This is a genomic window from Novosphingobium sp. (assembly GCF_040079535.1).
Classification (GTDB): Bacteria; Pseudomonadota; Alphaproteobacteria; order Sphingomonadales; family Sphingomonadaceae; genus Novosphingobium.
Genome location: NZ_JBEBKB010000030.1, coordinates 1 through 12,178 on the forward strand (window position 1 = coordinate 1; position 12,178 = coordinate 12,178).

General features: G+C 61.7%; 10 protein-coding genes. 5 read left to right on the plus strand and 5 right to left on the minus strand.

Going from position 1 to position 12,178, the window contains the following annotated elements; translation table 11 throughout:
- Nucleotides 1–355: 355 nt before the first annotated feature.
- Both ABL914_RS09990 and ABL914_RS09995 read right to left on the minus strand, forming a co-directional pair.
- A complete protein-coding gene (locus tag ABL914_RS09990; RefSeq protein ID WP_391563033.1) occupies nucleotides 356–1,471 on the minus strand; it encodes an NAD(P) transhydrogenase subunit alpha in 1,116 nt (371 codons plus the stop codon).
- Between the two features lie 13 nt (nucleotides 1,472–1,484).
- On the minus strand, nucleotides 1,485–1,607 hold the full coding sequence (locus ABL914_RS09995) for an aa3-type cytochrome c oxidase subunit IV (RefSeq protein WP_391563034.1): 123 nt from the start codon (nucleotides 1,605–1,607) through the stop codon (nucleotides 1,485–1,487).
- A gap of 164 nt (nucleotides 1,608–1,771) precedes the next feature.
- On the opposite strand from ABL914_RS09995, the gene ABL914_RS10000 reads away from it, so the two are divergent.
- From ABL914_RS10000 to ABL914_RS10010, 3 genes are all read left to right on the plus strand, one after another.
- Nucleotides 1,772–3,190, plus strand: coding sequence for a sigma-54-dependent transcriptional regulator (locus tag ABL914_RS10000; protein WP_391563035.1), 1,419 nt, complete (start codon nucleotides 1,772–1,774; stop codon nucleotides 3,188–3,190).
- Between the two features lie 81 nt (nucleotides 3,191–3,271).
- On the plus strand, nucleotides 3,272–6,088 hold the full coding sequence (locus tag ABL914_RS10005; protein WP_391563036.1) for a DUF2339 domain-containing protein: 2,817 nt from the start codon (nucleotides 3,272–3,274) through the stop codon (nucleotides 6,086–6,088).
- The gene (locus tag ABL914_RS10010; RefSeq protein WP_391563037.1) at nucleotides 6,085–7,395 is read left to right on the plus strand and encodes a DUF3999 family protein; all 1,311 of its coding nucleotides are present in this window, start codon (nucleotides 6,085–6,087) and stop codon (nucleotides 7,393–7,395) included. The genes ABL914_RS10005 and ABL914_RS10010 overlap by 4 nt, the downstream gene beginning before the upstream one ends.
- Here the strand turns inward: ABL914_RS10010 and folP are convergent.
- The 3 genes from folP to ABL914_RS10025 form a co-directional block, all read right to left on the minus strand.
- Nucleotides 7,392–8,489 carry a dihydropteroate synthase gene (gene folP / locus ABL914_RS10015; RefSeq protein ID WP_391563038.1) on the minus strand — a complete coding sequence of 366 codons (1,098 nt, stop codon included), beginning with the start codon at nucleotides 8,487–8,489 and terminating at the stop codon, nucleotides 7,392–7,394. The two genes, ABL914_RS10010 and folP, sit on opposite strands and share 4 nt — an antisense overlap.
- The gene (locus ABL914_RS10020; RefSeq protein WP_391563039.1) at nucleotides 8,486–9,619 is read right to left on the minus strand and encodes a site-specific DNA-methyltransferase; all 1,134 of its coding nucleotides are present in this window, start codon (nucleotides 9,617–9,619) and stop codon (nucleotides 8,486–8,488) included. The genes folP and ABL914_RS10020 overlap by 4 nt, the downstream gene beginning before the upstream one ends.
- A gap of 230 nt (nucleotides 9,620–9,849) precedes the next feature.
- Nucleotides 9,850–10,479: a ribonuclease HII gene (locus ABL914_RS10025; RefSeq protein ID WP_391563040.1), complete on the minus strand. Its 630-nt coding sequence runs from the start codon at nucleotides 10,477–10,479 to the stop codon at nucleotides 9,850–9,852.
- Here ABL914_RS10025 and ABL914_RS10030 point away from each other — a divergent pair.
- Together ABL914_RS10030 and ABL914_RS10035 are read left to right on the plus strand one after the other, a co-directional pair.
- Nucleotides 10,478–11,611, plus strand: a complete 1,134-nt coding sequence (locus tag ABL914_RS10030; protein WP_391563041.1) for a PQQ-dependent sugar dehydrogenase — start codon at nucleotides 10,478–10,480, stop codon at nucleotides 11,609–11,611. The two genes, ABL914_RS10025 and ABL914_RS10030, sit on opposite strands and share 2 nt — an antisense overlap.
- 40 nt (nucleotides 11,612–11,651) lie before the next feature.
- Nucleotides 11,652–12,167 carry a GNAT family N-acetyltransferase gene (locus ABL914_RS10035; RefSeq protein ID WP_391563042.1) on the plus strand — a complete coding sequence of 172 codons (516 nt, stop codon included), beginning with the start codon at nucleotides 11,652–11,654 and terminating at the stop codon, nucleotides 12,165–12,167.
- The last annotated feature ends 11 nt before the right edge of the window (nucleotides 12,168–12,178 follow it).

The following is a 12,178-nucleotide window of genomic DNA, read 5'->3' on the forward strand; positions in this document are numbered from 1 at the left end:
CGCTGCCACCTCCCCCAACGGGGGAGGATTGAGCAAGTTACCCTTTTCGCGACGAAGGTCACTCAAGCGGTATCCCTCCCTAGATTTTTGACGCTGAAACCGATCGATTTTCCAAACATTGCTGCAACCAAGACAGTAAAGCCAAAGCTCATGGGCTCAAACGGAACCAGCCCAGGAACATTCTCGAAAACTTGTTGATCTAACGAAGACAATGGATCGGGCCACCATTCCAACCAGTCCAAAACGGCAGAGATTACGACCAATGGGATTGAAGCATAAAGCGCAGAAAATGCCAGGACGAAAAGTAGTCCCAATCCATTTCCAAAGAAATGCAAAATTGGATCAACGAGCCCCCTCACCCCAAAAGCCTCTCGTTTACAACTTTCCCGCCCAGCGTCAGCCGCACGGCAGTGCCGATTTCCTCATCCAGCACCGGCCGTCCCGCTTCCCTGTCCCAGAACGCGCTGAGGAAGTTGAACAGGTTGCGCGCGAACAGGGCCGAGGCATCGGCCGCCAGATGCGCCGGGGTGTTGGAATAGCCGATGATCTTGACGCCGTGTTTTACCACGGTCTGATCGGGCTTTGATCCTTCGACATTGCCGCCTTGCGCCACCGCGAGGTCAAAAATCACGCTGCCCGGCTTCATCGTCTTGATCTGCGCGTCCGAAATCAGCCTTGGTGCGGGCCTTCCCGGGATCAGGGCAGTGGTGATGACGATGTCTTGCTTGGCGATATGGCTGGAGACCAGTTCGGCCTGCGCGGCCTGGTATTCTGCGCTCATTTCGGTGGCATAGCCGCCCGCGCCCTCGCCTTCGATCCCGGCGACATTTTCGACGAAAATCGGCTTGGCCCCCAGTGACATGATCTGCTCCTTGGTGGCAGAGCGCACATCGGTGGCGGAAACCTGCGCGCCCAGCCGCCGCGCGGTGGCGATCGCTTGAAGGCCAGCTACGCCAACCCCCATGATAAACGCCTTGGCGGCACTGACTGTGCCCGCTGCGGTCATCATCATCGGAAATGCCCGGCCATAAGCGTTGGCGGCTTCGATCACCGCCTTGTAGCCCGACAGGTTTGACTGGCTTGAAAGAATGTCCATGCTTTGCGCGCGGGTGATCCGCGGCATGAATTCCATCGCCAGAGCTTCAAATCCGCCCTTGGCATAATCATCAACGCGCCCGCGCTGGCCAAACGGATCAAGCCCGGCGACGATCCAGGCCCCTTTGGCGGCATCCTTCAAGGCTTTGGGATCAGGGCCTTGCACGCCCAGCACGATTTCAGCGCCCTTCAGCGCATCCTTGGCCACTTTTGCGCCGGCCGCTGCATATTCTGCATCGGCAATCGATGCCGCATCGCCCGCGCCGGGCTGAACCACAACCTCTGCGCCAAGCGCGATGAACTTCTTCACCGTTTCCGGGCTTGCCGCCACTCGGGTTTCCCCGGGTGCGGTTTCTTTCATCACTGCGATCCGCATGTCAGGATCAGCCTCAGGCGATCATGTAAATGACGAAAACGGTGACGGCCACCGTGATCAGAATTCCCCATTTCACCAGGCCGATGAAGCCGGAATAGGTCGATTCATGCATCTTCATGTCGTTACCGCTGGCCATGATTGTTCCTTGTCGAATGGATTGCGGTAATCCCTATCGCCGCACTGTCACGTACTCAAGGGGCAAGTCGGTTTTCATTTGTTCAATCAGCAGCCTTAATCGGCTCTTTACCCAATCGCGTTATGCGAAGGTCCGCAATTCTGCGCAAGAAACAACGGGCGGCAATGGCAGAGATCGATTCGCGATTGTTGATGCTTATCGACGATGAGCCGGCCCAAAGCCGGCTGATCACGGCGCTGGCCGCGCGTGAAGGCTGGCGCACGCTGGTTGTGCGCGATTCGGAAACCGCGATTGCCACGCTGGGCACGCGTCAGGGAATGCAGCTGAATGCGATCATTCTTGATCAATGGGTGCCGGGCGACGAAGCCTGCACGCTGATTGCCGAATTGCGCAGCCGCCGCCCTGCGGTGCCGATCCTGATGCTTACCACCAGCGCATCACCGCTGTTGGCGGTTGAAGCAATGCGGGCCGGCGCAACCGACTATCTGGTCAAACCCGTGGCACCCGATCGGCTGATGCAGGCGCTGCGCATGGCAACCACTCGCGAAGCCCCGCGCGATGAATTACAGCCGCTAGCCGAAAAGATGCCCGGCGCGGCCGATTTTGAAGGCATGATCGGCGCATCACCAGCCTTTCGCACCGCGCTCGCCGTGGCCGCCAAGGCCGCCCGCAATCACAGCCCGGTGCTGATTGAAGGCGAAAGCGGGACCGGCAAGGAAACGCTGGTCCGCGCCATTCAAGCCGCCAGCCCCCGTTCCAAGGCCCCGTTCCGACTGATCAATATCGGCGCAATCCCGGCAAATTCGATCGAAAGCGCGCTGTTTGGCCATGAGAAGGGCGCCTTCCCCGGCGCTTTTGAACGCCACATCGGCGCTTTGCAGCATGCCGATGGCGGCACCCTGGCGCTGGACGAGATTGATCGGCTTCCCACACCGGTACAGGCCCGCTTGCTGGAAAGCTTTCAGAAAGGCGATGTCCGCCCGATCGGCGCGCGCCATTCATTCCGGATCGACGTGCGGATTGTTGCTGCCAGCAATCTCCCGCTGAAAGAGCTGGCCGAAGGCGGGCATTTCCTGCCTGAACTGCACCAGGCGCTGGCGGGGGTAACTGTTTACCTGCCGCCCTTGCGTGAGCGCGCCGGTGATATCCCGGCGCTGGCCCGGCACTTTCTGGCCCGGATCGGCGATCAGCCGGGGCTGCGTCCGCTGGGTATTACCGATAGCGCGCTGTCGCTGCTTTCGGCCTATGATTGGCCCGGCAATGTCCGCCAGCTCCAGGCCGTGCTGTTCCGCGCGGCGGTGTTCTGCGATGGCGATGCGCTGACGTCCGAGGATTTCCCGCAACTTTCCGATATGCTGGGCGATGCCGGCGGCCTCAATGCGCCAGTGCAGGAAGGCATGGGCGTGATGCTTTATGCCGCCGACGGCAACCTGCGCCCGCTGGAAGAAATCGAAGCCGATGTTATCCGGCTGGCAATCGGCCACTATCGCGGACGGATGACCGAAGTGGCCCGCCGCCTGGGAATTGGCCGCTCAACTTTGTACCGCAAGCTAACCGAGCTGGGGATAGGCGAGGCGAGCTGAGCCGAAGCGGCCCTGCTGGCCCTTCCATTGCTTTCAAAATCTGCCACTCTGTAGCCAGCAAAGGCTGCAGAAGGTGGGATAATGATCTGGTGGGCATTGGTAGCAGGCGCACTGATTGGCTGGAGCAGTTCGGGGTTTGAACCCTATGGCCTGGTGCTTGGTGCAATATTCGCCGCACCGATGGGCCTATGGCTGCGCAATGCGATCCAGGCTGAGACAGACCGGATTATTTCGCACCGCATGGCCCAGATGGAATGGCCCGATGCGCCGCCGCAGGCCGCCGAACCACCAGCCCGGCCTGAACCGGCGCGGCCGATCCCGGCCACTGCGGCACCGGCTACTCCCCTGCCCCCGCCCTCTGCTGCGGCGCGCGCACCTGCTGTGGCCCAGCCTGCATTGCCAATGGCTGAAAGCGCTCCAGTGGTGCGATCGGACCCCGTGTGGCAGAGCCTTCCCGAAGAGCTGGTCCAGAAGGCCATGGGCTGGTTGCTGGGCGGCAACACCATCGTTCGGGTCGGGCTGATCGTGCTGTTTATCGGGCTGGTTTTCCTGGCCCGGATGGTTGCCAATGCCGGACTGTTCCCGATCGAAGCGCGGCTGGCCACGGTTGGCGCGGCCGGTGCTGCGCTGTTGGGGGTGGGCTATTGGAAGCGATTGGAACGTCCGGATTTTGGCTTGCATTTGCAGGGAGCCGGCGTGGCGGTGATGTATCTGACCGTCTTCGCGGCATCATCGCGCGGATTTGGCGTCATTCCATCCGGCGCGGCCTTTGGCTTCATGATCCTGTTCGCCGCGCTGGGCGCGGCATTGGCCGTGCTGCAGAATTCGCAGGTAATGGCGCTGGCAAGTTTTGCGGGCGGCTTTGCCGTTCCGGTGTTGCTGGGCGGCAGCGCGGAAACGCCCACCGGGCTGTTCAGCTATATCACAGTGCTCAATGCAGCGATCATGGGCATCGCCTGGAAAAAAAGCTGGCGCCCGCTTAACTTGCTGGGCTTTGCCGCAACCTTTGTGCTGGCTGGGCTATGGGGCTTTGGATCCTACGAGGATCGGCACTTCTGGATTTGCGAGGCGTTTCTGGCCGCCTCGATCGCGGTCTACCTGGCCACCGCTTTGCTCTATGCCCACAACACCCCCGGCAAATTGGGGAATTTCGCGGATTCGACCCTGCTGTTCGGCACTGCGATCATCGGGTTTGGGCTACAGTCGGGGCTTGTTCACGACAAACCTTATGCCAGCGCATGGTCGGCCGTGGTGTTTGGCGGGGTCTATCTGGCGGTGGCAGTCTGGGCATTCCGCCGGCGCAATCAGGGCATGGCAACGCTGAGTGAAAGCCTGCTGGCAATCGGCGTCGGCTTTGTCACCATGGCGGTACCGCTGGCGCTTGAGGTCAAATGGACCAGCGCGGCCTGGGCACTGGAAGGCGCAGGGGCTTTGTGGGTTGGCACCCGGCAAGCGCGCTGGATGCCCCGCGCGTTCGGATTGCTGCTGCAAGCTTTGGCCGCAGGGATTGCCCTGCAGACGCTGGAATCAAACATCTCTGCCATGCCGCTATTCAATCAGGGTTTCATGACACCGCTGCTGGTCGGCTTGCCGATGCTGTTTGCCGCATGGCTGTTGCGCGGGGATCTGCCGAACAGCGGATCACGATGGGCCATGGCCTGGGCTCCTGCCGAACGGGGCCTTGAGAAACCCTGGTTTCTGATCGGCTTTGGCCTGGCCTGCCTGGCCGTGGTACAGGAACTATCGCGGCGTCTGCCCGCCATCGGCATAGACGATTATCCGCTGCCTTTGCTGCACGAACACACAATGTTGTTCGCGATACTCGTTGCAGTGCTGGGCCTGATGGCACTGGCCGACTGGTTTGGCCGCAAGCACCACTGGAAGGTTGCCAGTTGGCCGGCCCGAGCCAGCCTGCTGCTGATCGGCTGGGCCTTCCTGCTTTCGCTTTTGATGGGTCGCTATGTTGTGCAGGTGCCTGATCTGGCATTTTGGGCAATCGCTTTTGCGCTCCACTTCTGGCTGCTTTACCGCGCCGACAATGCCCCTGAAAGCGCGGCGCCGCGCTGGAACGGGTTCATCCATGCGATGGGTGTGCTTGGCCTTGCTGCGATGCTGGCCGATGCGCTGTTCTATCTGATCGATCAGGCCGATCTGTGGGACAGTTCGTGGGCTGGCGTGGTGTTCCTGATCGCCGGTGTCGCGGTGCTGATGGGGATCACCCGCTGGGCCGGTCCGGCGGCAATCGGGACCGCGGGGCTGTCGATGGGCTGGCCGCACAATGTCCATAGCCGGGCCTATTGGTGGCGGGCCGCCGCGCCGCTGGCGCTGGTGCTGTATTTCGGGGCCTTGATCGGCACGCTTCTGGCCCAAGGGATCACCGGTCCACTTCCTTACATCCCACTGCTCAACCCGGTTGATCTGTCGATCGCGCTGGTGCTGGCCGCGCTCGCGCTGTGGCGGCAGATGCTGCAGGGCGCAGAGCCCGCGCCGCGCGGGTCCGGGCCTTTTGCCGGCAAGTTCGGACTGGGCGCGGGTGCTGTGCTGGCTTTCGTATGGATCAATACCATCTGGACCCGCACCGCCGATCATTTCCTGGGCGCAACCTGGTATCCTGGGGCGCAAGGCAACAGTCAGATCGTGCTGACCGGTTTTTCGATCCTGTGGACCTTGATGGCTATGGCACTGATGCTGTTTGGCCAGCGCCGCACCCAGCGCCTGCCCTGGCTGGTGGGAGCAAGCCTGCTGGCGGTGGTGGTCGCCAAATTGCTGTTCGTCGATATGTCGTCGATTGAAGGCTTTGCCCGGATCATTGCCTTTATCGCCGTGGGTGTGCTGATGCTGTTGATCGGCTATTTTGTCCCGCTTCCCCCGCGCAAGAAGGATGAGCCCGAAGCATGATCCGCAAATATGCCCTGGCCGCATTGGCGCTGTTATCAGCCTGCGCCCAGCCCGTCGCTGATCCGGCAAAACCGCAGGGCTATGCCATGGTCCTGACGGTCAAGCCGAATGAGGATGAGGGCGTTCACAGGATCGAATTGCCCCCGATCGCGGTCGCCGCGCTCAAGCGTGATGATGCCGGCGATGTCCGTATTTTCGATGCCGATGGCCGGCCACTTTCACTGGCGCTTGCTGATACCGCCAGCCGGCCTGAAGGCCAGCGTTCTATCGCGCTTGAAGCCATGCCGATTGCTATGCCTGGCCCTGACAAGAAAGCGGCCGTTTCGGTCCGGGTTGAGCAAGCCGCGCAATCAGTAACGGTAGATGCCGGCAACCAGGAAGCCGAAACCCGCCCCGATGCCGCGCTGCTGTTTGATACTCGCAAACTGATTGATCCGGTGATCGCACTGGAAATCGACGCCGCCCTTGAAAAGGGACAACTGGTCGAAGTTTCGGTGGCGGCCAGTGGTGATCTGAAATCGTGGGAGCCATTGGCAAGCAAGGTTCTGCTTGGCAACCCGGCCGATCCCAATCTGCGGATTGCAATGCCGGGTCTGCCGCTGTCTGATCGCTACACACGTATTAGCTGGCAAGTAACCGACGGCGTCAAAATTCGCGGGGCCAAGGCGATTACCGCCAGAATACCCCCGCCCCGCCCGATGGTTTTTTCAACCAACGGGGTGCGGCTGGAAGATAATCACACTTTGCAATTTCAGGTTCCACTGGGCGTCACCCTGATTGGCGTAAAGGTTACCGGGCAGACTGGTGAAGGCGTGGTTCCCGTAACGCTAACCGCCCGCCCATCGGATGAGGCCCCGTGGCAGCAATTGGCCCAGGGGGCATTGCGCAATGGCAGCACCGCTCAGCTTGATTTTCCGACGGCGCATTTCGAAGATTATCGGATCACGGCCGATCCGCGCAGTCCCGGCTTTTCAGCCAAGCCCCGGATTGAACTGCTGACCGCACCGATCGTCCTGCTGGCCGCATTCAACAGCAAGCCGCCATACACCCTGGCCTTGGGCAATGCAGCCGCCAAGTCCGCTTTTTTTGAGCGATCAGAGCTGCTTGGCCGCCCACGCAGCGATGCAACTTTACCCGAAGCGCAGGTCCGTGCCGGGCCAGCCGCTCCGCTGGAAATCGCCCCAGGATCGGGCGGCGGCCCGTTTTCCCCGCGCAAGCTGGCCTTGTGGGCGGCGCTGCTTGGCGCAGTGGGCGTGCTGGGCTTTGCTGCGCTCAGGCTATCGCGTGCAGCGACGAAGAATGATTAAACCAGCTGGCTGAAATCAGTCAGCGCTGCATCCTTGAGCCCGCGCCAGACCCGCACCGCCTGTACCGTTTCGGGCACATCGTGGACCCGCAGCAACTGCACCCCGGCTTCGAGGCCTTTGGCCGCCAGCATAACGCTGCCTCCAAGCCTTTGGTGCGCCGGGGCTTCGTTGGAAAGGGCGCCGATCATCCGTTTGCGGCTGGCCCCCAGCAGCAGTGGCTGGCCCAGCGCGTGAAACAGCGGCAGCGCATTCAGCAAAGCCAGGTTGTCAGCCAGTGTCTTGCCAAATCCGATGCCGGGATCCAGCACGATCTTCTCGCGCGAAATCCCGGCTGCCAGCGCCGCATCGCGCCGCGCGGCGAGCCAATCGAACACGTCGAGCACCACGTCGGCATAGTTGCCATCGGCGTGGAGATCATCGCCGTCTCCCGGTGCGTGCATCAGCACCACCGGAGTGCCGGCGCGCGCAGCGAATTCCAGGCTGCGCGGATCGTGGCGCAGCGCGGAAACGTCGTTGATTATCTGCGCCCCGGCCTTCAGCGCCGCTTCCATCACCGCCGGGCGTCGGGTGTCGATACTGATCGCCGCACCGGCCGCAGCCAGCTTTTCAACCAGCGGAATCACGCGCTTGAGTTCATCGCCTTCCCACACCGCAGCCGCGCCGGGCCGGGTGCTTTCACCGCCGATGTCGATCAGCGCCGCCCCGCCTTCAAGCATGACTGAGGCATGGGCCCCGGCAACTTCGGGATCGTCCATGAACTGCCCGCCATCGGAAAAACTATCAGGCGTGACGTTGAGGATCCCCATGACCTGCGGCTGGTCAAGCCGGATCGTGCGCGCGCCGCATTGCAGCGGTGCAGGCGCGCGCTGGAGATTGTCGAATTGCCGTTGCACCACTTCGGGCAAGTCCGGCAACGCAGAGCGCAAATCCGGCAGCGAATAGTGGCAGCGCGCGGAAACCTTGCCGTCGCAGCGCTCAATCAGCGCAAACCGGCTGGCATAGACCAAGCCCCCGGCGAGGCGCAGCGCATCACCTTCCTCGCTCTGTGGACTATCCGCCAGAGCGATCGGGCGGAGGTAAAACGATCTGCTCAATCTTCCGTTGCCAGCAAATAGAGCTGCCGCAGCGCATCAATCGGCTTCAACGCGCCCTCATGCTCGATGTGCCAATACGTCCAGCCATTGCAGCTGGGGGCATCCTGCAGCTTGGCCCCCAAACCATGGATCGATCCGGTCTCAGTGCCAGAAATCAACGAGCCATCGGCGCGGACCAGCGCCTTCAACTTGCGCTTCTTGTCGGTCAAGGTAACTCCGGCCTGAATCCAGCCGGTTTCAATCAGGGTGCCAAACGCCACTTTGGGCGGTGCCTTGTGGCTTTGCATGGTGGTCAGCGCGCTTTCATCAAGCGGAAGCGCCATTTCGATCCGTTCCAGCGCGGCTTCGCGGTAGTTGCTTTCGCGCTCACACCCGATCCAATCACGCCCCAGCCGCTTCGCGACGGCGCCGGTAGTGCCGGTGCCAAAGAACGGATCGAGCACCACATCGCCCTTGTTGGTTGTGGCCAGCATCACCCGGTACAGCAGCGCCTCGGGCTTTTGCGTGGGATGCACCTTGGTTCCGCCCTTTTTAAGGCGTTCCTGACCCGAACAGATCGGCAAAACCCAATCAGAGCGCATCTGCAGTTCATCGTTCAATGTCTTCATCAGGCGGTAGTTGAAGGTGTACTTTGCCTTCTCGCCCATGCTTGCCCAGATCAGCGTTTCGTGCGCGTTGGTAAAGCGGGTGCCCTTGAAATTGGGCATCGGGTTGGCCTTGCGCCAAACCACATCGTTGAGGATCCAGAACCCCATATCCTGCATCATCGCGCCAAGGCGGAAAATGTTGTGATACGATCCGATCACCCAGATCGAACCATTGGGCTTCAGGATGCGCCGCGCCTCGGTCAGCCACAGACGGCTGAATTTGTCATAGGCGGCAAAGCTATCGAACTGGTCCCAATGATCGGTAACCGCATCGACATGGCTGCCATCGGGCCGCGAAAGATCCCCGCCCAACTGGAGATTATAGGGCGGATCGGCAAAAATCATGTCAACCGAAGCACTTGGCAGGCTGCGCATGGCCTCGATGCAATCACCATCAAGGATCCGCCCCAAAGGCAGATCAGGCCGCGGGGCCTCTTTTGCAGCACGCAGCCGCGCCTTCTCGCCTATCAACATCTGGCCCATAATCGTTCGTCAAACCCCTCAATCTTATCCACAGGGTGAGTCCTCGGGAGTCCCGCGTCAAGCAGAAACTCGCTGGAATCCTAGGGATTCATGGTAACTGAAGCGTTAACAAGGGGGAGAACGAAACGGGGCCGACACACGATGTTGAGTCCCCGGATTCATGGCAGACTCAAGATGTGGTGGTGTGGCCAAGCGGACTCAAACCAAAAAAAACCGCCGCCTGTTCGGTTTCAGGGCGGCGTCACCGCCGCCACTGGCGCAAAACTGCGGCGGTGCAGCGGGGTTGCTCCGTGCAGGTGCAGCGCCAGCATATGTTCGGCCGTGCCATAACCCATGTTGCGCTCCCAGCCATAACCGGGATGAACCAGCGCGGCTGCTTTCATGATCCGATCGCGGTGTTCCTTGGCCAGAATCGATGCGGCGGAAATGCTGGGGATCAGCGCATCCCCGCCAACGATTGCGCGGGCCGGCCAGCGCCATTCCGGTACGCGGCCATGCGGGGTCTTGTTGCCATCGATCAGGACCAGTTCCGGCTCACCATCCAGCTGCGCTACCAGCGCGGCGACCGCACGGGTCATCGCCAGCATAGTTGCGGCGAAGATGTTGATCCGGTCGATCTCATCGGCCTCGGCCACACCCAGGGCCCAGCGGCAAGTCTGCTGGATCAGCGGCTCAAGCATCGCGCGCTTTTTGGCTGAGAGCTTCTTGGAATCGTCCAGCCCATCGGGAGCGCCCCTTCCCAGCACGCAGGCCGCCGCCACTACCGGCCCGGCCAGCGGCCCACGCCCGGCCTCATCCACGCCGATCACCAGCGATCCTGACTTGGCAAGGACCAGGTAATCGCCCAGATTGTGCGCCATGCGAAACAAACTCCTCACCGCCCTATTCCCTCTCACCCTGATCGCGGCAAGCTGCGGGGCAGGCGCGGCTGGGGATAGAGCCAAGCCGATCACAACCGAAGTCAGGGATGCCTTCAAGGTAGAGGTGCTGGGAACGTTCGACCAGCCGTGGGCGATGGCCGTTCTGCCGCGCGGCACCAACATCATTGTCACCGAAAAGGCTGGAAACCTCAAGCACTGGAACGGAACGCGGATCGAAGCAACGCTGGCGCTTCACCAAATCGATTACGGCGGACAAGGCGGCCTTGGCGACGTGGTGCTTGCGCCCGATTTCGAGGAAAGCGGCTTGCTCTACCTCAGCTGGGCGGAAGCTGGCGGGAACGGCACGCGCGGCGCGGTGGTTGCGCGCGGCCAGGTGGACAAGGATGGATTGGCCTGGAACAAGCCCGAAATCATCTGGCGCCAAAGCCCCAAAGTTACCGGCAGGGGTCACTATTCGCACCGCATCGCAATTTCGCCTGATGGCAAATACCTTTACGTCGCATCCGGCGATCGGCAGAAGTTTGTGCCCGCGCAGGATCTTTCCAACAACCTTGGCAAAGTGCTGCGGCTCAATCTTGATGGCACACCGGCGGCAGGCAATCCGTTCGCCGAAAAGGGCGGTATCTCGGGCGAAATCTGGTCGTATGGCCACCGCAACATCCTGGGCTTGCAATTCGATGCTGAAGGCCGGCTGTGGGCACTTGAACACGGGCCGGCGGGCGGCGACGAACTGAACCTGATCAAGCCCGGCCAAAACTATGGCTGGCCGCTGGTTTCGGATGGCGATCACTATGATGGCAAGCCGATCCCGCGCCACGCTGCGCGCCCCGATCTGGCCGCTCCGGCGATCAGCTGGAACCCGGTCATCGCGCCGGGCGATTTCATTTTCTATTCCGGCAAAATGTGGCCCGAGTGGAAAGGCCAGGCTTTGATCGCAGCGCTGGGAACCGGCGGCTTGGTGCGCGTGGGGATCGAGGGTGAGAAGGCCTTCGAAGCGGCGCGTTACCCGCTGGGCAAGCGAATTCGCGCAATTCGCGAGGCTAGCGATGGCTCTCTGTACGTGCTGGAAGACGGCAGTGGTGGCCGCTTGCTGCGGCTTTCGCGCAAATAGCATCGACAAAGTTGACGCGCGCCCCTAACGCGCGCGGCCAATGTCTGAAGTTGCCATCATCCCGCTTGACGCGATCGACCCAGCCTTGGTCGAAGACTTGCTTGACCGGGCGTTTGAGCCTGAGCGCCGCCAGCGCACCGCCTACAAATTGCGCGATGGGACAGACTGGCTACCCGCGCTGTCATTTGCGGCGCTGGATACCGAACAGCATCTGGTCGGCACAATCCAGTGCTGGCCGGTAGCCCTGACCGATCCCGCCGGTCGGCGCCACCCGCTGATCCTGGTCGGCCCGGTTGCTGTGTTACCCGAATCTCAGGGCGGCGGTTATGGCAAGGCGCTGATGACTGCCAGCCTCGCTGCGATGAACCCCGCCGCCCCGCTGCCGCAAGTGATGATCGGCGACGGCGAATACTATGGCCGATTCTGGGGTTTTTCGGCAGAGCATACCGGCGCATGGACCTTGCCCGGCCCGTGGGAGCCCCACCGATTACTGGCGCGCTGCGATAATTCAGCCGTGCTCCCCCGCGAAGGCGCGCTGGGGCCTTGGCGCAGCTGACCCGATCTGGC